A 21,564-nucleotide genomic window follows, 5' to 3' on the forward strand; every position below is an offset into this window, starting at 1 on the left:
AAAAGGGAATTATAAGCCAATTTTAGCTTATTAGAAATTATATCCAATCGAATAATAGAACACATATGGACCAAAGATAAAAGAATCCTTATTTAGTCCCTTTTGTATGAGGAACGTTTTACCAACAGAAAAGCTGGCTTCCCCAATTGGAGTGTCAAATGCGAGTGTGGCACCGAGTCCATGACGAAGGTCTTTGAAGCGAACCGCTTCTGTATTTTCCCAGACACGCCCCAGATCATATCTAAGCTTCAGGTAGGTATCGAAGAAAAGTTTAACCGGAGAATTGAAGCGGTATTCAAGTGATGCTGTGAAGATCTGGTTTCCTTTAAGCTCATCCTCGTACATTCCGAAGAATGAATTTTGTCCTCCCATAGAGAATTGATCCTGAACCGGTGTGGTTTTGTCTGCGAATCCAAATATAAGTCTTGGTCTCAGGTTGTTGTACTTTCCAATGGGGAAGTAATGTTCAAAGTTAATAAATAGTTTGGAAAAGCCAATATCGCTTCCAATACTTTCCTGTGCGGTTTCGTAGTAGAAGTCAATAAGTGATCCTTCATTAGGGAAGGGTATTTTATCCTGTGAATCAATACTGCCTCCAACCTTAAGTTTTAGTACCCTGTCATCACTGACAAGATTTCCCGAACCCTTTATATATCTGAGGTCCAGATCTTCCAGAATTACCTGTGAGAAAAGAATGCCCTGTCTCTGCAATTGTGTTCCTATAAGGAAGCTTACTCCTATTCTTTCTTCACGGTATTCAGCAGTGTTTTCGATCTCAAATGTATTTTCCTGAGAATTGATGCTTTCCTGGTAAAGGTTAACATCATTATACTTAAAAAAAGCAGTTAAGTTATATGTGAATAATGTATTAAAGAAGCGATTAGACCTGAATTGAACGCTGTAGAGGCGGTCTCTGACACCACCGATTGCGGTTAAACCTATTTCATTTCCATTACCAAAGATGTTTTCATCCCGGAGATCTAAGAGCACCTGCACTTTGTGTTCGTTATCTACTCTACCTGCAAGACGGAGATTGCGGGGGCTTCTTTCAACGACATTTACTTTGATCGTGTTTAGATCCTTTTTAGGTATTGCGTCCAGAGTAACCTGTCTGAAGAGGTTAGTACTATAAATATTATTCAGGCTTTGCTCTACCTCGTTATTAAAAACAACTTTCCCTTTTTCTATTGTGAGTTCGCGCTTTATTACATCATCATTTGTAACACTGTTACCGGTTAATTCTATTCTTGATGCTTTGCCGTTTGAAAATCTGATCTCAAGTTGACCGTTATCATCAAGAAAAAATCTATCTATATTAACCAGGCTGTAACCGTTTTCGCGGAGACTGTGAAGGAGCTCATCATAGAATTTATACGCACCTACGGAATTAACGACACGACCGAGATAATCTCTTCCAAAATTATCAATAACGGGTTGTAGAAAGTTATAATCCTGATTAACAGTAACCTTTTCTAGAACCGGGTTATTTTTAAAAAAGTATTTGATCTTTGCACCAACATTATCGCGGTATATTTCTGCCCATACTTTTTGATAATATCCAGTTTTATAGAGAATCTTTAGGTTTTTTTCTATTTCAGTGAATCTTACGAAATCTTTTTCGGATGATTCCATCACGATATTAGTTATGCTATCGGAAAGGTAAGGTGAGTCAAGTATAACTTTTGGATTCGTAATGAAGTTATTGAAGTATTTCGACGTAGTAAGTTCGAGCGAATCAATTGTATTCTTTATTACGTCAATTTGCTGAAGTACTGACTGTTCGCCTTTTTTGATAAGAAGATTTACATTCGAGTAATCGGAATTTCCCATATTTCCAAGATCGGGTGTGATGACAATATCGGCTTTGTCGAGCTGGAGTTCATTGAGCTTTGCAAGAGAAATGGAAAGTACCTGGTCCACCGTATTAAGCGGGTCAGCAAGATCGTCAGGATTTCTAAGGGGGCTGGTAGAATTAACTACAATGGTAAGGTCAGCCCCCAATTTTTTCGCTACATCAACCGGAATATTTGCAGTAAGTCCGCCATCAACTAGATTTTTCCCATTAACCTTTGTCGGGGAGAACAGAATTGGGACTGTAGAAGACGCTTTCATGGCTTCGGTTAGGCTACCCGATGTTATGACAACCTGGTTTCCATCGTCGATATTAGTAGATACTGCAGCAAAATTATATTTGAGGTCGGCAAAGCTATGGGGCGATTTGTATTTTGAGTTAAATGCCAGTACGTTCAGCATCTCAGTTACCTGCTGTCCGCTCGATACCGATGAGGGAAGTACGGGTTTGAATCCATCAAGTGAGATAGTAAGTAAGCTCTTGTCCTGCACTTTTTTTTGTTCGAGAAAAAGATTGCGTCTCTCGTTTTTATCCGATAGGGAAATGACATCGTTCCAGTTTATCTTGTTGAACACCGAATTAAGTTCATTGGAAGTGTATCCGGAGGAATATAAACCGCCGACAATACTTCCTATACTTGTTCCGACAATAAGATCTACGTCGATATCATTATCCTCAAAAACCTTTAACACTCCTATCTGGGAAATCCCTCTTGCTCCGCCGCCGCTCAATACCAGACCGATCTTCTTCTTGTTATATTTCATTGGAAATATATTGAAGTTGAGGCTGTCCAGGTAGTGAGGCTGTCGGAGATCTAACTCGACGATACTAACAGACGAATCTGTGCCGGGCGACTGCGGGAAAAGCCGTGGTGTTGTAAGGATAATAAGTAAAACTATTGAAAATAATATTTTCAGAGATCTAATCAAGTTCCAGCAAGTTCAGGCTTTCTATTAATATTTTGAATAATAAATCCTATGGAATAGATAATAATTCCAACAAATAAACCGGGATACATTGGTTCAATATCGAATGGATAACTAGCGTAACCATCAATTAAGTTAAACTGACCATAGAGCATGCAGATCAACGAAATACTAAATGAAGCTATCATCGCTCCCAGAATAAAAGCCGGCGAGATCGTAAATCTCTTAGTATAAGATGAAATGATGCTAATCAGTAGGGCAGGTATAATTATGCTTCCAACTGTGTACCAAATATTGACAACCGAGGGTATCCATATCACTATAAGTATAGAAACAACTGACGTAATAATAATTCCTATCTTTGAATATTCATTAAGTCTGTTGCCTGTATGTTTAATTCTCGGAATAATGTCGTTTCCCAGAGTAGTGGCTGAAATAAAAATGTATGAATGCAAAGTTGACATAATCGTCGCTATCATTCCGGTAAAAAACAAACCTTTTGCAATAGGGGGCAATATTTTATCGGCAAGGAGGGGGTATGACATCGCAGGATTGTCTATATTTGGTAAATCCGCCCTCGCATATAGCCCCGCAGTTGTAGTTAAAAAATCAAAAATAAACCAAAATATCAGTGAAATAAGTACTCCGTTTTTTGCGATAGAGCCATTTTTCGCAGCGTAGCATCTCTGGTGAAATGATGGATCCACCAGTGCCCAAGCTCCTATGAAGAACCATACAAGCATATATTGGAGTGAATTTCCCCCGGTCAGACTGAGTGATTCTGTCGGGAGATTTGTTTTGAGATAGTCAAGCCCACCTAACTCAAAAAAGCAAAACGGAAGAATTAACCCAAATCCAGCAAACATAATAATAAATTCGACAATATTTACACGCACGTCAGCTAACAATCCTCCTTTGAAAAGATATACGATCGAAAATAAGAGGCAGATAATCATTGCCCAGAATAAGGGGATGCCAAATATAACCTGAGTAATGATACCTAGCATGAGCAGGTATGGCGCCGGTGTAACTAAAAAGAAGATTAGTATTGCTCCAAAGAGACCTACCTTTTTACCGTATGTCTGCTCTAGTTTATCCGGGATAGTAAACAATTCGGTCTTTCTTATTTTACGCGAGAGGAAAAATGCAAAGATGACTATGAAAAAGTAGTAAGGGAATGCGTTAAGGAACCAACTGGAGATACCAAATCTATATGTGAATTCGCCGACTCCCAATACCCCTCCGTAAAAAGTAGATACTAATGTGGCAACGAAAGCGGGTAGTGTTAAAACTCTTCCAGCGACCAGGTAATCTACAGTGCTTTTATCGGATGATTTTGTTCTTAGTCCAACATACAGGACGATGACAAAATAGAGCCCGATTATAATGTAATCGAAGACCGAAAAGCTTATCATGATCACAGAAAATGTTGTTTAAAAAGCAAAAGCGCACCTTTTTCAAACGAAACAGACACATTAGATGCCGAAGATACATTTAGAGTGCCTTCACGAGTGCCGAATTCCAGATCTTCATTGTTCAGCGGATATTTCAATCCTTTTGTTTTAACTTTAAATGCTTTTGGAAGCGGAAGTAGAGAAACCAACTCACCCTTTTTGTAGTTAAACCTGATATTACGGTTGATAAAGGATATTTCTAAGGTGTCGTCCACCATTGAAATATCGAGTTTTTTGGAATAGCGTTTCATAACGCTGTAGTTATTGAGGGTATGGTCTGCTCTTGGGCTCGCGCCCCCGAATACGATTAAATCTTTAAGATTATTTTTCAGGCAAAACATCAGGCATTTTTCGAAATCGGTGGTTTCCTGCTCTTTTATTTTGATAACACGGGTGTTTTTCTTCGTTAAATCCTTTAACCTCGCTGAATCGATGGAGTCCATATCGCCTATGATAAGGTCAGGATTCAGGCGAAATTTTGAGATCTTATTTGCACCACCATCTGCACAGATGATAAGCGAATCTTTTTTCACATACTTCCGTGCAACTTTAATACGGGGCATATCCCCATTTAGAAATATTATGGCATTATTACTTTTCATTTACGACAGCCCGGTTAGTGCATTATTCTTAACTATTTTAAATAACTTATTATCATTAAAATAAAATCTTATAATAGTAAAAACAATTTATAATAAATTGTCGTTTAATTACTGAATGAGTTTTATAAATCCATTAATATTATTTGGTTTAGCAGCAGTTTCCGTCCCCATACTAATTCATCTTTTTAATCTCAGAAAGGTGCAAAAAGTTGAATTTAGTACTTTAATGTTCATAAAAGAACTACAGAAGACTAAATTAAAGAGAATAAAGCTAAAACAATTGATACTGCTTCTGTTGAGATGTTTGGCAATAGTATTTCTTGTTTTTGCCTTTGCTAAACCGGTATTCAAGGGATTTGGAGGTAGTAGTTCAGGACAGAAGACGTTGATAATATTTTTGGATGATTCATTTAGTATGAATGTGAGTGATAGTAAGGGTCTGTACTTCGACCAGTCGAGGGATGCCGTGAAGAAAATACTGGACAACTATAAGGAGAACGATGAAGTATATTTTATCCCGACTTCGGCTGTAAAGATGAAGGATAAAAAGATCTTTTTTGACAGCTTCCAGGATATTGTAGATACACTTGAGAAGCTTGGATTTTCGGATAAATCAGCTTCAATGGATGAAGTGACTCTCCTGGCAAATGAATTACTTAAAACAAGTAAGAATCTCACAAAGGATGTTTTTGTAGTATCGGATTTCCAGAAGAGCAACTTCACTGCCGAGAGCAAAAATACTCTCATCGAAAAGATTCCAGATGCTAATATATACTTAGTAAATGTCGGAGACAGGGACCCGAATAATCTGTCAGTAGATGATTTTGAGGTTGTATCGAAGATCATAGATAAAGACAGAACTGCAAAGCTGAGGGTAAATCTTAACAATCACACAAAGTTTAATGTGTCAAATAAAGTTTTATCATTATATGTCGATGGCAACAAAGTAAATGAGAGGGTAGTGGATGCAGGATCACTTTCTAAGAAGGAGGTTGAATTCGAGTTTAAACCTAACAAAACAGGAAATGTAAACGGGTATATCGAGCTTGCACAGAGCGATCCGCAGGACGATGAGCTAATTAATGATAACCGTATATATTTCTCGCTTTACATTCCGGAAGAGTTTAATGTGCTGATGATATCAGAAAATCCAGATGAAGGGAAATTCGTCGAGGCGGCTTTGCTTTCTGCGGAGAATCTGCTTTCCGATTCAACTTATGAACGTGACAAGTTTGTCAAACTTGATCATGAGAGCAATCTTGACGGAGACCTTAGCTCGTACGACCTTATTTTTGTAACCGGGAAAAGATCTTTTTCGGAGGATGAAGCAGTAAAACTCAAAAACTTTGCTGAAGGTGGAGGCGGTGTATTTATATTCCCAACAGAGGATATCGATGTAAATAATTACAACGACGTATTGTTGTCGAAACTAAACTCCATGAGGATTGCCGGGCTTCAATCTGTTTCGGGGGATGGAGATAATCAGCTTGCATTTGAGAAGATGGATTTTGAGCATCCATTATTATCAGAGGTTTTTAAAAACTCAAATCTCTCTATAACATCAGAGAATATGAACGTGGAGTCTCCTAAAATAAGAAACTACTATGAGCTCTCAAGAGGAAGTAATGCAAACACAATTATATCGCTAAATAATAAAAAAGATTTTTTAATAGAAACAAATGTTGGCGATGGGAAAGTGGTACTGTCTTCAGTACCAGCAGATCTGAGCTATTCCAATTTTCCTTTGAAATCTCTTTTTGCACCGCTTATAATAAGGAGCGTATTTTATCTCGGGAATAATTATGATTACAAAAGAGGCTATACTGTTGGAGATATAAATATAATAAATACAAGGAATCTCCGCTCTGTAAAAGATCTTATTACTCCTAGTGACGAGACTGTCGAATTTCCTGAGAGTATCCCAGCCGGGGATTATTTTACACTTCCTTATAACAGCCATACTGACATTGCCGGTATTTATACATTCTCTGATTCAGCTGGGAACAAATTCTCTTTTTCTTTGAATAAATCACCTATAGAAAGTATTTTAGAAAAAGATAATGAAAGTGAAATAGTTGAGTATTCAAATGGAAAAGGTTTTGAAAATGTGGGAATTATTACTGATATCAATGAGTTACAATATAAAATAAATGAAGCTAGGGTAGGAAAAGACCTTACTTTTTATTTTTTACTGGCTGCGCTAGCTTGTGTAGCCGCCGAGATGTTCCTTTCTAGAAAGATGCAAGATAGCTAAAATCAATTATATTTTTTAAAACAAAACAGTCCGAAATGCAAAACCAAAAAGGTTTAGTTATAATTACGCTTATTATCCTCTCATTTCTGTTAAATGCAAAAGTGTATTCACAATGCTCCGATGCGGGTGTGTGTACGCTGGGAAGCCATAAGCATATGGAAGAAGAGGAGGTACACAGAAATAGTTCTATTTACATTGGGGATAGGATCGGGTACAGCGGTAAAGATGAGGATGTAACTTTTAACAGCATCATTGTATCAGGAAGTTTTGCTTTATCAAAAAATATAAATGGCAGTTTTAGTCTTCCGTATAACATGCAAAGCGGGGCGGCAGGAGATTTTAACGGTATCGGGGATCTAATTGTCGGGTTCTCGTATAACCATCCGGTCAAAAAGAACTCTTCAATCGATTTTCAACTGGGAGGTAAATTCGCCACAGGGGACGCTAACCAGAGCAGTAATTTCTATGGCACTGAAAGTGCTCCCCCCATATATCAAAGCGGTTCGGGTATAAATCATATTCTATTGGGAGCAACTTACAATTATCAGGAATTTGCGGTTACTCTTGGTGGACAGATACCTCTTAATAGAAGCACAAATGAAGCTTATCAGCTTAAAACAGCTCCGGATATTTTGCTCGGATTGAGCTATACATATCCGGCATCGGATAAATTTTATTTTACAGGCGAAATCCTAACTATCAAAAGAACGGCTGAATCCAATGCAATATTTGGAGCTCCAAATAATTCATCGGACAGTATCGGTGTGGATCTTGCTGAAAGTGATTTTCTCCAGATGAACGTACAAGCGACTTTTAATTACCTGATCACCAAAGAAGTTGGAATTAAATTACAGGGTGCGATTCCTTTGCTCAAAAGGGAAACGAACTATGATGGAACAAAGCGGGCATTTACTGTATCAGCTGGATTGAATTACTTTTTTAACATGAATCTATAAAAAAAGCCCTCTTAAAGAGGGCTTTTTGTTAATTTCCATTTAGTATGATTTTTTCCGCAATTTTGAATGGCGGGGCTCCAATAGAGGTCACCCTATTGTGAAAATCCTTTAGTGTGTACTCTCCGTTATACTTCTTAAAGAAATTATCTCTTAATCTTTTCATAAGTATCTTACCCAGAGTATAATTAATATAGCCGGGGTCGTATGTACCTCTTTCTGCTTCAGATCGTGCGGTGGTTTCGTTCATGTGTGCGTTTTTCATAAAGAATTCCGTCGCTTCATCAATTGTCATTCCTTCAGTGTGTAACCCGATAGCTACCAGGTATCTACAGCATCTGATCAATGCTTCTTTGAGCTGAGCGTATCGTACTTTAGGGTCATCCAGATCGAATCCCTCATCTATCATCATTTCCTCCGTATAGTGCGCCCATCCCTCGATGAAAGAATAACTCATGAACACATTGGATATTTTTGATGCCTTTTCGTATGAAGTCATTAAATGTATGTAATGCCCCGGGAAGGCTTCATGTATAGAAATAAGTTTAAGAGTCGGGTAGTTAAAAAGTGATAACCACTCGTCTTTCTTATCCTGAGCCCATTCTTTACCAGGTAGAGCAACATAGTAAAATGATTCATCCGTATCCTCGAATGGACCAGCAGTACCCATAGCGGCGAAGCCTATATTCATAAACTCAGGCATCTCTATGACTTTACAGTTAAGTTTTTCCGGAACGTCAATGATATCTTTTTCTTTAATAAATTCTGTCAGTTCTAGGAGGGTATCTTCCGTTTCGGAGATAAGATTTTCTTCGGTCGGATGCTCATCTTCGATTGAATCAAGCTTGCCAAGCAGATCATGATGAACAATAAGATCATTCATCCTCTTCTTTAGTGATTCCAGTTCGTCTAATCCCATTTCTTTGATTTCCGGCAGCGGCATATCTATTAATTCAGACAGCCTTAGCATCTTTTCGAACTTTTCTGCTCCGATAGGGAAGCTATTATCTGCTTTGGGAACGAGCTTATTCTCGATGAATTCTATATAATCCCGGAAGGCGGCGGTTGTAACATCAATATGTCTCTTATAATCGGTTAGTAACTCTTCATTACCATTCTCTTCGATCGTTTTTCTTAGATCATGCTCGAAGAAATTAATATATCCTGTACAGAAACGTTTAGCATAATCGCAAAATATGGACGGAACCACCTCATTTAGATTAGCTTTTGCTTGTTCAAATACTCTTGGGATCTGTGTCATTATTTTGAATACCGAGCGAACACGGGTTTCGTAAGGCGCATATTCCTTTCCCATTATCATATTTAGAATACCGAAAACAAATGTGTAAGCCATTGGGTTATTTTTATGAGCTTTAAGCTCTAATATATCAAAATCGTATTGCTCCAGTGTCCATTTTATTATGTCATAATCAATCTTTTCGGATTGACTCAATTCATTGTAATCAAAATTATTTAGTTCATCCAGGAATTGACTAAATAGTTCAACAGATTTGTTTAAACCCTCTTCGGAGAAATCAGGTATTATACCATCATATTCATGGAGTCCAAGATAAACAGCTGTTCCTGGGTGAAGGTCAAAATATGATTTTAAAAATTTTTCACTAAATGATTTGAAGTTTTCTGAATTATTCATTTATACTTTTATTTTGAGGATACTTCGGAATTGTCTCCGACGTTTAGTTTCAGTTTTACATTCTTAATGACGCTATTTTCACCTACGATAGAGGAGTCCAGATTGCCATTTTCTATAAGGGTGTCACTTCCTATAATACAATCTTTAATTGTACTATTAGTAATGGTAGAGTTATCATTTATTGTTGCATTTGGTCCTACTACAGAGTTTTTAAACCTTACTTTTTTCCCTATATATACAGGTGGGATTATTTTCGCACCCGTTATGGTATACTTTTTCTTGCTGAAAAGCTTTTCAAGTAAATAACGGTTGGTTTCAAGTAAAGTTTCAGCTTTCCCGCAATCAAGCCATCCTTCGACGTTAAACGTTACAAATTTTTCCTTTTTAGCCAGCATTCTTTCCAGGGCATCGGTCAGTTGGTATTCGCCTCTAGTAGTGACTTTGTTCTTCATTATATAACCTAAGGCAGAAAAAAGTTCTTTAGAGTCTTTTATCTTATAGAGTCCTACGATGGCTTCATTAGATGGAGAAACTTTTTTTGATTTGGGCTTTTCTACAAATCTTGAAACAAAACCTTCGCTGTCTATTTCTACCACGCCGAACCGTTTGGGATCATCAACTTCTTTAACTCCTATAACCGAGTAATCACTATTTACAAACTTTTTCAAATTAACATCAAAAAGTGTATCTCCCAAAATAATGAATGCTTCTTCGTTCTTTTTGAAAAATGGTTTTGCATGATATATCGCGTGACCAAGTCCTTTGGGATATCTTTGTTCGACGTAATGGAATTTAGCTTTACCTTTAAAAGTTGTGTCGATGTATTCCTTCAGTTTCTCACCCATGTAACCGGTTACAAATATAAACTCCTTTGCTATCTTATCTTTTATTATTTGATCGACGATAAAATATATCATGGGCTTCCCGGCAACGTTGAGAAGGGGTTTTGGATTTGTATGTGTGTGCGGGCGAAGTCTTTTGCCGACACCTGCAACCGGGATTATTATTTTCATCCGTTGAGCTTTTCTTTAACCAGGTTTGAAAAACTATTTAAAACCGAATCCAGCTTTTCCACATCTTTTGCGCCTGCAGTAGCGAGATTTGGTCTGCCGCCACCGCCACCGCCGAGTTCTTTAGCGACGGTTCCTATGAGTTGTCCGGCATTCAGTCCTTTATCTTTGACAAGAGTGTCGCTTACACCACAAACCAGATTTATCTTCCCATCCGTTACAATAGCTATCAGTCCAACTCCGTTTTGTAATTTATTTCGTAAAGCCTCACCGACTTCCTTAAGCTCATCCATCGAACTAAGATCCATCTTCGCAGAAAGGATCCTTATACCGTTAGCTTCTTCCGAATTATTGATTAACTCATCCAGCTGGTTAAAGGCTTTAGAAAGATTTTGTTTCATGAGTTCTTTCTCAGCCTGTTTCTTCTCTTCAAGATACCTCTGACGAGTTTCTTCGAGTGAAGATACAGTTGAGTCCTGATGTTTTAACAATTCAGATAGCCGACTGGCATCCCGAAAATCTGTACCGTTAAGATCCTTTGCAAGATTTTCTATAGCTGATTTAAAATTGGTTGAATATTTTTCCGGCAGATCGGTGAGGATCTTTTCAATACCGGCGATATTTTCATCTATTAATCTTATAATCCCTTTGCCCGTCCTGGCAAAGATACGCCTTGTACCCGAAGCGATACTTTCTTCCTTTATAATTTTGAATAATCCAATGTCATCGGTGGATTTTACATGCGTACCTCCGCAAAACTCGACGGAAAATCCTTCATCTATTAGAACTACTCTTACTTTATCACCGTATTTTTCACCAAAGAATTTTTTTACATTTGGGATCTTATTTGCTTCCTCAATAGGGATATCTACAAGTGTATTTACTGCAATATTCTCAGCTATCTTTGCATTAACCATATCCTCGATAGCTTTTATCTCTGAGTCTTCCACTTTTTTAAAGTGTGGGAAGTCGAAGCGAAGGTATTCATTGTGGACAAGCGAGCCCATCTGTTTTATATGGTCACCGAGAACGCGTTTTAAAGCCTCGTGCATAATGTGAGTTGCAGAGTGATTTCGCTGGATGTCCATACGACGGTCGTAGTCGATTTTCGCAATAACATTTTCATCAGCATTGGTAAGATTATCTGAGCCATTAACAACTAGAAATTCTTTTTTAGAATCAAGAACAGGAATTTCCTTTCCCGAATTGGTAACTAAAACACCCGTATCGCTTATTTGTCCGCCTGATTCGGAATAGAAAGGGTTTTCCTTTATGATGATCAACTCTTTATTATGTTTATTATCAGACTCAGTGAAGCAAACCTTTGTATTTAGACCAGTATCATTCGGTGCGTATGGATTATAATCAACTTCAAAAGAATACATTGCGTCAGTAAGTTCATCATCAACTTCCACAAGTGATGCCATTTCTTCCTTGCGGGCTTTTCTTGCTCTTTCCTTTTGCTTATCCATTTCAGTATTAAAAACATCGATATCTACTGATAATACTCGCTCTTCAGCCATTACCTGAGTGAGATCGAGAGGGAAGCCATACGTATCATAGAGTTTAAATGCTTCTTCGCCTGGGAATACTTTTGTCCCCGATTTTTCCAGTTTTTCAGCTACCTCGTTAAATAATTCTATGCCTCTATCCAGAGTTACATTAAAACTTTCTTCTTCCGACTTAATAACTTCCTTTACGAATTCTGCCCTGTCTTTTAATTCCGGGTAAGCTCCGGAGAAATTATTAACAACTGTATCTACCAGCTGATAAAGTAATGGCTGATCATAACCAAGCTTACGAGCCAGGCGTGATGCACGTCGGAGGATCCTTCGCAGTACATATCCTCTGCCTTCATTTGATGGAATTGCACCGTCAGTTATTGCAAATGTGAGACATCTTATGTGATCCGCGATCGCGCTCATCGGATAAGTATTCTCACCGTCGTATTTATGGTTGGTGAGTTCAGAGATCTTATCAATGATCGGTGAGAAAAGATCGGTATCGTAGTTCGATTTCTTGTTTTGTAATACACGCACCAACCGCTCAAATCCCATGCCCGTGTCGATATGCTTTTTCGGGAGGGGAGTCAGCTTTCCTGTTTCATCCCGGTTATATTGTATAAACACCAGGTTCCATAATTCTATCACATCCTCTTTGCCTGCGTTTATGTCTTCGGGACTGCATCCGTTTTCGGAAAGGTCAATGTGAATCTCGGAACATGGACCGCAAGGACCTGTATCTCCCATTTCCCAGAAGTTGTCCTTCTCGTCGAATTTAAGTACATGGTCAGGGTTAATATCGGTTTCTGATTTCCATAACTCCAACGCTTCGTCATCATCTTTATAAACCGATGCCCATAGTCTGTCTTTGGGAAGTTTATAAACTTCTGTGAGCAGTTCCCACGCCCATTTGATAGCATCTTTCTTGTAGTAATCGCCAAATGACCAGTTACCTAGCATTTCAAAGAATGTATGGTGGTAACCGTCCCTTCCAACTTCCTCGAGATCGTTATGCTTACCGCCTGCACGTATACACTTTTGGGAATCGACAGCCCTTTTATAATCACGTGTACCGATACCCAGAAAGACGTCCTTAAATTGATTCATTCCTGCATTTGTAAAAAGCAGAGTAGGGTCGTCATAAGGCACGACAGGGGAAGAAGGAACGATTTTGTGACCTCTTTCCTTGAAGTAATTGATAAATGAGCTTCTTATTTCGTCGGATGTTATCAAAGAATTACATAATTAGATAAATTTCACAAACTTTAAAATAGATTTTATATTTATAAATTTAAATGATATAAGCCATATCAGGTAGTAATATAAAGGATTGGATGTAATAATGGGAATTTTGTGAATTGAATAACATGTATTTAATAGGTAAATTATTGGCTATTTATAAAAACCCATATAACCATAAAACAATGAATATTCCTGAAAATCTACGATATACTAGAGAGCATGAATGGGTTAAAATTGATGGTGATTCAGCTATAATTGGAATAACGGATTATGCGCAGGGAGAACTTGGAGATGTAATTTATGTTGATATTACCGAATCATTGGGCAAAGAAGTGAATCAAGGTGACCCGGTCGGTTCTATCGAAGCAGTAAAAACAGTTTCCGAAGTTTACATCCCGATGACAGGCGATATTCAGGATATTAATATGGATCTGCAGGACAAGGCTTCGCTTTTGAATACCGATCCTTATGGAGAGGGTTGGATTATAAAGATCAAGTTCAGTGACCTTAGCCAGTATGACGGATTGCTCGATGCAAATGCGTACAAAGAATTGATCGGTGAGTAATTTTTAATCTGGGTATGAGAAATGAAAATAAATATCTCAAATCTTAAGGATGGAGAGCATAGTTACGAATTCGAAGAATCACCTGAAGAATTTGATATTGAATCCTTAGACAAAGACAAGAAAGTAAAAGCAGACGTAGTTCTTTATAAAATGGCTAACCAGTTTAATCTGGACATAGATGTGAAAGCCGGATTTATATTTGAGTGTGACAGATGCCTGGAAAATTATAAATCAGATCTGGAATCAAGTTTTAGTCTTATTTATAAATATGATTTTTCGGGCGAAGGTGATTCTGAAGAGGTTAAAGAAGACAATCTGAAATTCATATCACCGAAGACTCACACGATCGATATAAAGGAAGATGTCAGGGATTATCTTATGCTGAGTATCCCGATGAGAAAAGTACCGGAAGAAGTAAATGGTGTTTGTTCTTACTGTAATCGAAAAATTGATGAAATGCTCGGAAAATCCGAAGCAGAAGTGAATAACCCTATTTGGGACGAATTAAAAAAATTAAAGAAATAAATATATAACCAAGAAAAATGGCACATCCGAAAAGAAGACAATCTAAAACAAGAGGCAGAAAGAGAAGGACTCATTATAAGGCTGCAGCTCCTTCACTAATGGCATGTCCTAACTGCGGTGAAATGAAGATGACGCATAAGGTTTGTCCTTCCTGCGGTTTCTATGACGGTAAAAGCATAGAGATACCAAAGAAGTAATTCCCGCTGAATATTAATATATAAAATGAGTGAGAAGATCAGGGTAGCAGTTGATGCAATGGGCGGAGACTTTGCGCCGGGAAATGAAATTGACGGCGCGATCATGGCTCTCGATAAGAAAAAAGACGAACTCGAAGTTATACTCGTTGGTAAGAAGGATATTATTGAAACCGAGCTGGCGAAAAGAAATTACTCCGGCAAGAGCATCAGGATAGTCAATGCAGATGAAGTAGTTATGATGGAAGACTCTCCAACCGAAAGTTATAAAACCAAACCAAATTCATCTCTAGTAGTTTCTCTCAATATCCAGAAAGAGGGTGAGGCAGACGCTACAATAAGCGCCGGTAATACAGGAGCTATGATGGCGGCATCGGTTTTAAAACTCGGAAGGATAAAAGGGGTTGGGCGTCCGACAATAGGAGCGCTTTTCCCGAATGATAACGGTTATACAATGCTCTTTGACGTTGGTGCATCTGTCGATTGCAAAGCTCAGCATCTCCTGGAGTATGGTGTTATGGGAAGTATCTATATGAGCAGGGTATTGGGGATTAATAATCCGAGCGTAGGCTTGCTTAATGTAGGAGAGGAAAAATCTAAAGGGAATGAGCTGACTTTTGAAGCATATGATCTTATGGAAAAATCCGATCTGAACTTTGCCGGGAATGTCGAAGGCAGGGACATACTTGACGGTAAAATAGATGTTATTGTGTGTGACGGATTTACGGGTAATATAATTCTTAAATTTGCAGAGAGTGTTCCCTCGACACTGAGGAGTAAGTTCAGAAAATATGCTTCCCAAAATATTTTTAAAAAGGTCTGGGTTGGAATGATGTACAAGACACTTAAGAATATTTTGAGTGATTTCGATTATCAGAATTACGGTGGAGTACCGCTTTTGGGAGTAAATGGAGTATCTATAATCGGTCACGGCAAGTCCACACCAAAGGCCATTATGAATATGATACTTACGGCGATGAATGTGATAAAAAGCGGTGTAAATGAGAAAATTGCTGCAGCATTGGTGAAATAATGTTCTTTTTTTTGAATTATAATTAAATTATATTTATCAGATAAATAATTAATTTTATGGCTAAAACACAATCATTTGCCGATAAGTTAAACAAGGGAAAGGGTAACGTTGATAGAGTCGTTATGTGCCCGGATACCAATAAAGAAACCAAGCTGATCAATGTCAGGCTAGTTGAATCCGTGAAAACAGAGAAGGGTTCAGTGAAGTTTTTGGACAGGAATGCACTGGTTTATGAATCCACTTACAAACCCTACAAAGGAAACTAAAGGAGAACAGGAAAGTGTCTAAAGTTTGTAAATTAACGGGAAAGAAGCCATTAGCAGGAAATAACGTATCTCACGCTAATAATAAAACTCGCAGAGTTCAGGAGCCTAATCTCCAGAAAAAGAAACTATGGAATGAGAGAAAGAAGAGATGGGAAACTGTAAAAGTATCGGCTAAGGCATTAAGAACTATAGATAAAAAGGGGTACAGAGTATTATTTAAAGATTAATTCTCTGAAACTTAATGCTCTTTTTACAGTAAGTTCATAAAATAAGAATTTAAGAACATCACCATAACATAATACGGTGATGTTCTTCTTTTTTATAAAAAGCGGAGTATAAATCGTAGCCGCATGGCTGAAAAAGAATTTTTCAAGGTTCTTTCAAATAGTTCTGAAGCTGGTGTAAAGGCTCGGGCAGGCATAATTAATACCGATCACGGTGAAATACTTACACCGTGTTTCATGCCGGTCGGTACTCAAGGTACTGTGAAGGCAGTCGAACACCGTGAGCTCGATGAATTCGACACAAGGATAATACTCGGGAATACTTATCATCTATTCTTAAGACCCGGTGATGAGATAATAAATGAAGCCGGCGGTTTACACAAATTCATTAGCTGGAACAAAGCAATACTAACCGATAGCGGAGGTTTTCAGGTATTCAGTCTTGATACCTTGAGGAAAGTTACTGACGACGGAGTCGAGTTTTCATCTCATCTCGACGGATCGAAACATTTTTTCACTCCCGAGAAAGTGATAGGTATACAGAGGAATCTTGGAAGCGACATAATGATGCCGCTTGATGAATGTATGAGCTACCCGGTAGAGAAAAGCTTTGCTGAGAAGTCGATAAAATTGACTACCAGCTGGGAAGCCAGATGCTACGAACATTTTAAGAATACTTCTGATCTTTACGGTTTTAAGCAGAGATTATTCTCTATCAATCAGGGAAGTATCTTTAAGGATCTAAGGAAGGACAGCATCGAACAGCTATCTGAGTATGATTTTGATGGAAACGCAATAGGAGGTCTTGCAGTGGGAGAAGAGAATGAGTTGATGTATGAAGTAACTGATTATTGTACTGATCTGATGGATAGTGGCAAGCCGAGGTATCTTATGGGTGTGGGCACACCGGTTGATCTTCTGGAAAGTGTCGAGAGAGGTGTTGATATGTTTGATTGTGTAATGCCGACGCGAAATGCCAGGCATGGCAGGCTCTTTACAGCATACGGCGAGATAAATTTGAAAAATTCAGGTTATAAGAATAATTTTAATTCGCCTGATCCGGAGTGCGAAACATATACTTCGAAGAATTTTTCGCTGGCGTATTTAAGGCATCTTATGATGTCAAATGAAATTCTCGGTTATCAGTTAGCTTCTATACATAATGTTGGATTTTACTTGAAATTAATGAAAGATATGCGTCATGCAATTATGGAGAACAGGTTCTTAAATTTTAAAAAGGATTTTTTAGAAAAATACTTATCTAATAAAAGATAGATATTCCTTAAGGAGGGAATAAATTTTTGGAGAATTTACTTATAGTATTACTTCAGCAAACAGGCGGTGAAGGACCAATGGGAATGGTAATGTCACTACTGCCTTTTCTTCTAATAATATTAGTTTTTTATTTTCTTATCTTAAGACCGCAGCAAAAGAGACAGAAAGAAAGACAAAATTTATTAAGTTCGCTCAAAAAAGGTGATAAAGTTATAACAGCCGGCGGTATTCACGGTACTGTAGAAGATTTGACGGATAAAGCCGTTACCGTAAGGATTGCTGATAATGTAAAAATAAATGTTGAGAGAAGTTCTATCGCCACAATTAAGGGGTTGATGGAGCATGAGGATTCACAAAAGAAATAATTTTTAGATTAATGAGCAGAGAAAAATTTAAATTTGACTCTATAGAGTCTGCAATCAAGGACTTTAGACAAGGCAAGATGGTTATTGTTGTCGATGATGAGGACCGTGAGAATGAAGGCGACATGATATTCTCTGCGGAGATGTGTACTCCCGAGCACGTTAATTTCCTTACAAAGAATGCAAGAGGATTAATGTGTGTACCTATGGAAGAGGATAGATTAAAAGAGCTTGAATTGGATATGATGGCTAAGGTAAATACTTCGCTTCATGAGACACCATTTACAATGAGTGTCGATTATAAAATAGGTACTACAACAGGCATTTCTGCTTTTGACAGGGATAAGACAATAAAAGCTCTCATTGATCCGGACACAAAACCTGCTGATCTGGGAAGACCCGGACATATTTTTCCTTTGAAAGCTACTCCCGGAGGGGTCTTACGTAGAGCCGGGCATACAGAAGCGGTAGTAGACCTTGCCAGGCTGGCAGGTCATTATCCGGCTGGTGTATTGTGTGAAGTACTAAAGGGAAATGGCGAAATGGCAAGGCTACCGGAGCTTAGCAAGATTGCCAAAAAGTTTGGTTTGAAATTGATCTGTATTAAGGACCTGATAGAATACAGGCTTTCCAGAGAAAAACTTATTGAGAAAATAGTAGAGACAAGGCTTCCAACAAAGATCGGTAAATTTAAGGCGGTATTATTTAAAAGTAAAGTTGATTCTAAAGAGCATATAGCTCTTGTTAAGGGAAAAATAAACTCTAAAGAACCGGTGCTGGTTCGGGTACATTCAGAGTGTCTGACTGGAGACTTGTTTCACTCTCTAAGATGTGACTGTGGGGATCAGTTGGAGAAATCAATGAAGATCATTGAGAATGAAGGAACAGGAATACTCCTCTATATGAGGCAGGAAGGCAGAGGAATCGGGCTTTCAAACAAACTTAAAGCATATAAACTTCAGGATGAAGGACGCGATACTGTTGAAGCAAATGTTGAGCTTGGATTTAAACCGGACCTAAGAGATTATGGTGTAGGGGCTCAGATACTACGAGAACTCGGTGTAAAGAAGATCAGACTACTGACAAATAATCCAAAGAAGGTAGTGGGGCTTCACGGATACGATCTGGAAATTGTAGAGAGAGTGCCGATAGAGATACCGGCTAATCCTGAAAACGAAACATACTTATCCACAAAGCGGGATAAATTGGGTCATTTGATATTAGTAAACGAATCTAAAAAGAAATAATTTAATTAAAAAAATCAATTAAGATGTCGCAGGGAACAGTTTATTTGACAAAAAAGAGACTGGCTGAGCTCGAAGAAGATCTCAGGCATTTAAGATTGAATGCAAGAAAAGAAGTTGCTGAAAGAATCGCCGAAGCAAGGTCACACGGTGACCTTAGTGAAAATGCCGAGTACGATGCAGCAAAGGAAGAACAGTCACACCTCGAAATGAAGATAAGCAAGCTTGAAAACCTTTTGTCGAGAGTAAAGGTATTGGAGAATCATGAAATTCCGGACGGGAAAGTATCCATATTATCAATTGTGAAAGTACTTGACGTGTCATATAATGAAGAAGTAACTTTTAATATGGTCTCTCCAGAGGAAGCGGATTTTGAACAGGACAAAATATCTATTACATCTCCAATTGGACAAGCCCTGTTAGGCAAAGCCGTTAATGAAGTGATAATTGTTGAAGCCCAGGAGGGTAAGAGCGAATATAAAATACTCGAAATATCTAAACAATCATAATGACGAGACAGCATTCTAAGCTTAAGGTAGGTATCTTTGTTTTTATTGCAATAGTCATTGTATTGACGACTGTATTCTGGACAAAAGGCTTCGTTATCGGAGCAGGGCAGAATGACGTTACAGTATATTTCCAGTCCAGTGTGGGAGGGCTAAATGAAGGAGATGCAGTAACCGTTAAGGGTGTCAGGAAGGGTGAAATACAAAAAATTACATTGGTAGGGGACTCAGTAAAGGTTGAGTTTACACTTGCAAAGGACGTTGTTATTAAGTCAGATTATTCTGTAGAAGTAGCCATGACATCCTTTACAAGTGGTAAACAGCTTTATATAGATCCGGGTAAACAAGACCCCGTGATAAATTTCGACAGACCATTAATAGGAAGTGACGCCGGTGATATAAATACTGTCATGAAGCAGATGAAAGACCTATCAACCGAGGTTGGAGTTCTTATCACCAAGTTTCAAACAAACTCTGATAAGCTAAACGATGTATTGATTAATGTTAATGAGATAGTTGGTGACGGACAGTTAAAGATGGACCTTAAAAGTACAATGTCTAATTTCGAGGTCACATCGAGAAATCTGAATGCATTGGTATCTGAAAACAGATCAAGTCTGACAAATATAACTTCAAAGGTTGATAAAACTGTTACAAATGTAAGTGATCTGGTCGATGAAACCAGTCCCGAATTTAAAAGAACATTTTCGGAAATAGCTAATATGACTGTAAAGATCGACAGTCTTATATCGAATTTGAATGGTTTGGTCTCGGATGTTAAGACTTCGGATGGAACGGCAAATCAACTGATTTATGACGACCAGCTATATAAAAATATAAATAAGACTTTAAAGGAAATCGAAAAACTATCCGAACAGATAAGAAAGAAAGGTGTTAAGATAGATTTGTTTTAAAGTTTGAATCCTACATTGATTCTGTGAGTTGCCCCGACCTGTCCTAACGAATTAAATGCGTAATCAAGTTCGTATTTAGTCAAGAATCTAAATCCCAATCCTGCGGAAAAACCTCCTATACCTGTTGTACTTCCGGTTTTAAGATCCTGTCTGAGTTGGTTATTATATCCAACCCTTAGATGGAAATTTTCGCTGAATTTGAAATCCCCACCAAGAGTAACATATTTGAACCTGTCGAAAAAGCTATCCGTTTCTTGTGTCAGGTTGTTAAGAGCAACATTGAATGTGAGCGGAAGATATTCAAGAGACTTACTCGCGCCTATTTTTAAATTTAAGGGGAGGTCTTCCTTTGTATCACCGTAGCTGGAGAGTTGTGTTCCAAGATTAAGCAAGCTTATTCCGATGTTAAGGCTTTGATTAGGCATCCTATATAGCAAACCCCAATCAGTTGCAATACCGGCTGAATTATATTCGTCTATATTCGAATATATGATCTTGAGAGCTACACCATAGCTAAGCTGTGGTGTAAAGAAATTCGAATAGCCGAGACTCAAAGCCATATCTGTTGCTGAAAATGTACCGATCTCGTTGTACTGCTCGTCAAATTTTTGAAAAGATCCATAACTAACAAACCTCAGTCCTGCCGCAAAATATCCTTTATCCTTATATTTCATCCCAAATGCGGCATTTCCTGAATTTACATCGAGCAGGTATTTAAAGAATCCCACGGAAGCTTTAGTTTCGGTCAATGTTGCTATACCGCCGGGATTATAAAATATTGCGCTTAACTCATTTTCTGATGAAATAACACTTCCTGCAAGGGCGGATGACCTTGCATCGACATCGAGATTCAGGAAATTATATACCTTATCACTTTGTGAATAAGTTTGGTTACCTGAAAAAAGTGTAAATAGTGTGATGAAAAATAAGGAAAGGAATGTGCTTCTCATATTGACTTATTCAGATTTTCAGTTAAAATTCGTAAAATATGCCTATGGTATCCTTA

The 21,564-nt window shown here is 38.0% G+C and carries 20 protein-coding genes; 13 read left to right on the forward strand and 7 right to left on the reverse strand.

Annotated elements, in window-relative coordinates; genetic code table 11:
* Positions 1-30: 30 nt before the first annotated feature.
* The 3 genes from H6614_04560 to H6614_04570 are packed head-to-tail and all read right to left on the reverse strand — an operon-like array spanning position 31 to position 4,834.
* Positions 31-2,781 (reverse strand): patatin-like phospholipase family protein, encoded by a 2,751-nt coding sequence (locus tag H6614_04560; protein ID MCB9242921.1) that lies wholly within the window; start codon positions 2,779-2,781, stop codon positions 31-33.
* Positions 2,778-4,193 carry a sodium:solute symporter family protein gene (locus H6614_04565; GenBank protein ID MCB9242922.1) on the reverse strand — a complete coding sequence of 472 codons (1,416 nt, stop codon included), beginning with the start codon at positions 4,191-4,193 and terminating at the stop codon, positions 2,778-2,780. Before H6614_04565 ends, H6614_04560 begins: the two co-directional genes overlap by 4 nt.
* A gap of 2 nt (positions 4,194-4,195) precedes the next feature.
* Positions 4,196-4,834 carry a thiamine diphosphokinase gene (locus H6614_04570; GenBank protein MCB9242923.1) on the reverse strand — a complete coding sequence of 213 codons (639 nt, stop codon included), beginning with the start codon at positions 4,832-4,834 and terminating at the stop codon, positions 4,196-4,198.
* A gap of 115 nt (positions 4,835-4,949) precedes the next feature.
* Here H6614_04570 and H6614_04575 point away from each other — a divergent pair, with 115 nt between their 5' ends.
* Complete coding sequence (locus tag H6614_04575; GenBank protein ID MCB9242924.1) at positions 4,950-7,088, forward strand: BatA domain-containing protein; 2,139 nt, start codon at positions 4,950-4,952, stop codon at positions 7,086-7,088.
* 35 nt (positions 7,089-7,123) lie between these two features.
* A complete protein-coding gene (locus H6614_04580; GenBank protein MCB9242925.1) occupies positions 7,124-8,044 on the forward strand; it encodes a hypothetical protein in 921 nt (306 codons plus the stop codon).
* A 28-nt stretch (positions 8,045-8,072) separates the two neighbouring features.
* On the opposite strand, the gene H6614_04585 is transcribed toward H6614_04580, so the two are convergent.
* The 3 genes from H6614_04585 to alaS are packed head-to-tail and all read right to left on the reverse strand — an operon-like array spanning position 8,073 to position 13,437.
* Entirely contained in the window at positions 8,073-9,695 is a 1,623-nt protein-coding gene (locus tag H6614_04585) for a DUF885 domain-containing protein (GenBank protein MCB9242926.1), read from the reverse strand.
* 8 nt (positions 9,696-9,703) lie between these two features.
* A complete protein-coding gene (locus tag H6614_04590) occupies positions 9,704-10,708 on the reverse strand; it encodes a hypothetical protein (GenBank protein MCB9242927.1) in 1,005 nt (334 codons plus the stop codon).
* Positions 10,705-13,437 carry an alanine--tRNA ligase gene (gene alaS, locus H6614_04595; GenBank protein MCB9242928.1) on the reverse strand — a complete coding sequence of 911 codons (2,733 nt, stop codon included), beginning with the start codon at positions 13,435-13,437 and terminating at the stop codon, positions 10,705-10,707. The genes H6614_04590 and alaS overlap by 4 nt, the downstream gene beginning before the upstream one ends.
* A gap of 194 nt (positions 13,438-13,631) precedes the next feature.
* Between alaS and gcvH the strand changes: the two genes are divergently transcribed.
* The 11 genes from gcvH (at position 13,632) to H6614_04650 (ending at position 20,558) form a co-directional block, all read left to right on the forward strand.
* Positions 13,632-14,015, forward strand: a complete 384-nt coding sequence (gene gcvH, locus H6614_04600) for a glycine cleavage system protein GcvH (protein ID MCB9242929.1) — start codon at positions 13,632-13,634, stop codon at positions 14,013-14,015.
* Between the two features lie 21 nt (positions 14,016-14,036).
* The gene (locus tag H6614_04605) at positions 14,037-14,540 is read left to right on the forward strand and encodes a DUF177 domain-containing protein (protein ID MCB9242930.1); all 504 of its coding nucleotides are present in this window, start codon (positions 14,037-14,039) and stop codon (positions 14,538-14,540) included.
* A gap of 17 nt (positions 14,541-14,557) precedes the next feature.
* Positions 14,558-14,737 carry a 50S ribosomal protein L32 gene (rpmF, locus tag H6614_04610; protein MCB9242931.1) on the forward strand — a complete coding sequence of 60 codons (180 nt, stop codon included), beginning with the start codon at positions 14,558-14,560 and terminating at the stop codon, positions 14,735-14,737.
* 25 nt (positions 14,738-14,762) lie between these two features.
* Positions 14,763-15,767, forward strand: a complete 1,005-nt coding sequence (plsX, locus tag H6614_04615; protein ID MCB9242932.1) for a phosphate acyltransferase PlsX — start codon at positions 14,763-14,765, stop codon at positions 15,765-15,767.
* A 56-nt stretch (positions 15,768-15,823) separates the two neighbouring features.
* Positions 15,824-16,033 carry a hypothetical protein gene (locus H6614_04620; GenBank protein ID MCB9242933.1) on the forward strand — a complete coding sequence of 70 codons (210 nt, stop codon included), beginning with the start codon at positions 15,824-15,826 and terminating at the stop codon, positions 16,031-16,033.
* 14 nt (positions 16,034-16,047) lie between these two features.
* Positions 16,048-16,260, forward strand: coding sequence for a 50S ribosomal protein L28 (gene rpmB, locus H6614_04625; GenBank protein MCB9242934.1), 213 nt, complete (start codon positions 16,048-16,050; stop codon positions 16,258-16,260).
* Positions 16,261-16,383: 123 nt separating this feature from the next.
* Positions 16,384-17,532, forward strand: a complete 1,149-nt coding sequence (gene tgt, locus H6614_04630) for a tRNA guanosine(34) transglycosylase Tgt (GenBank protein ID MCB9242935.1) — start codon at positions 16,384-16,386, stop codon at positions 17,530-17,532.
* A 77-nt stretch (positions 17,533-17,609) separates the two neighbouring features.
* Complete coding sequence (gene yajC, locus H6614_04635) at positions 17,610-17,897, forward strand: preprotein translocase subunit YajC (protein ID MCB9242936.1); 288 nt, start codon at positions 17,610-17,612, stop codon at positions 17,895-17,897.
* An 11-nt stretch (positions 17,898-17,908) separates the two neighbouring features.
* The gene (locus H6614_04640; GenBank protein ID MCB9242937.1) at positions 17,909-19,141 is read left to right on the forward strand and encodes a bifunctional 3,4-dihydroxy-2-butanone-4-phosphate synthase/GTP cyclohydrolase II; all 1,233 of its coding nucleotides are present in this window, start codon (positions 17,909-17,911) and stop codon (positions 19,139-19,141) included.
* 23 nt (positions 19,142-19,164) lie between these two features.
* Positions 19,165-19,647, forward strand: a complete 483-nt coding sequence (gene greA, locus H6614_04645; GenBank protein ID MCB9242938.1) for a transcription elongation factor GreA — start codon at positions 19,165-19,167, stop codon at positions 19,645-19,647.
* Complete coding sequence (locus H6614_04650; protein MCB9242939.1) at positions 19,647-20,558, forward strand: MCE family protein; 912 nt, start codon at positions 19,647-19,649, stop codon at positions 20,556-20,558. The genes greA and H6614_04650 overlap by 1 nt, the downstream gene beginning before the upstream one ends.
* On the opposite strand, the gene porQ is transcribed toward H6614_04650, so the two are convergent.
* Positions 20,555-21,508, reverse strand: a complete 954-nt coding sequence (gene porQ, locus H6614_04655; GenBank protein ID MCB9242940.1) for a type IX secretion system protein PorQ — start codon at positions 21,506-21,508, stop codon at positions 20,555-20,557. The two genes, H6614_04650 and porQ, sit on opposite strands and share 4 nt — an antisense overlap.
* Between the last annotated feature and the right edge of the window lie 56 nt (positions 21,509-21,564).

The organism is Ignavibacteriales bacterium, from assembly GCA_020635255.1.
In the GTDB taxonomy this organism is placed as follows: Bacteria; Bacteroidota; Ignavibacteria; order Tepidaquicellales; family Tepidaquicellaceae; genus JAEYVS01.

What these genes read in the sequence shown, in the direction of transcription:
- H6614_04565 (MCB9242922.1), bottom strand. Translation starts at nt 4,193, where the DNA reads ATGATAAGCTTTTCGGTCTTCGATTACATTATAATCGGGCTCTATTTT.
- H6614_04570 (MCB9242923.1), bottom strand. Translation starts at nt 4,834, where the DNA reads ATGAAAAGTAATAATGCCATAATATTTCTAAATGGGGATATGCCCCGT.
- H6614_04575 (MCB9242924.1), top strand. Translation starts at nt 4,950, where the DNA reads ATGAGTTTTATAAATCCATTAATATTATTTGGTTTAGCAGCAGTTTCC.
- H6614_04580 (MCB9242925.1), top strand. Translation starts at nt 7,124, where the DNA reads ATGCAAAACCAAAAAGGTTTAGTTATAATTACGCTTATTATCCTCTCA.
- H6614_04585 (MCB9242926.1), bottom strand. Translation starts at nt 9,695, where the DNA reads ATGAATAATTCAGAAAACTTCAAATCATTTAGTGAAAAATTTTTAAAA.
- H6614_04590 (MCB9242927.1), bottom strand. Translation starts at nt 10,708, where the DNA reads ATGAAAATAATAATCCCGGTTGCAGGTGTCGGCAAAAGACTTCGCCCG.
- gcvH (MCB9242929.1), top strand. Translation starts at nt 13,632, where the DNA reads ATGAATATTCCTGAAAATCTACGATATACTAGAGAGCATGAATGGGTT.
- H6614_04605 (MCB9242930.1), top strand. Translation starts at nt 14,037, where the DNA reads ATGAAAATAAATATCTCAAATCTTAAGGATGGAGAGCATAGTTACGAA.
- rpmF (MCB9242931.1), top strand. Translation starts at nt 14,558, where the DNA reads ATGGCACATCCGAAAAGAAGACAATCTAAAACAAGAGGCAGAAAGAGA.
- plsX (MCB9242932.1), top strand. Translation starts at nt 14,763, where the DNA reads ATGAGTGAGAAGATCAGGGTAGCAGTTGATGCAATGGGCGGAGACTTT.
- H6614_04620 (MCB9242933.1), top strand. Translation starts at nt 15,824, where the DNA reads ATGGCTAAAACACAATCATTTGCCGATAAGTTAAACAAGGGAAAGGGT.
- tgt (MCB9242935.1), top strand. Translation starts at nt 16,384, where the DNA reads ATGGCTGAAAAAGAATTTTTCAAGGTTCTTTCAAATAGTTCTGAAGCT.
- yajC (MCB9242936.1), top strand. Translation starts at nt 17,610, where the DNA reads ATGGGAATGGTAATGTCACTACTGCCTTTTCTTCTAATAATATTAGTT.
- H6614_04640 (MCB9242937.1), top strand. Translation starts at nt 17,909, where the DNA reads ATGAGCAGAGAAAAATTTAAATTTGACTCTATAGAGTCTGCAATCAAG.
- greA (MCB9242938.1), top strand. Translation starts at nt 19,165, where the DNA reads ATGTCGCAGGGAACAGTTTATTTGACAAAAAAGAGACTGGCTGAGCTC.
- H6614_04650 (MCB9242939.1), top strand. Translation starts at nt 19,647, where the DNA reads ATGACGAGACAGCATTCTAAGCTTAAGGTAGGTATCTTTGTTTTTATT.
- porQ (MCB9242940.1), bottom strand. Translation starts at nt 21,508, where the DNA reads ATGAGAAGCACATTCCTTTCCTTATTTTTCATCACACTATTTACACTT.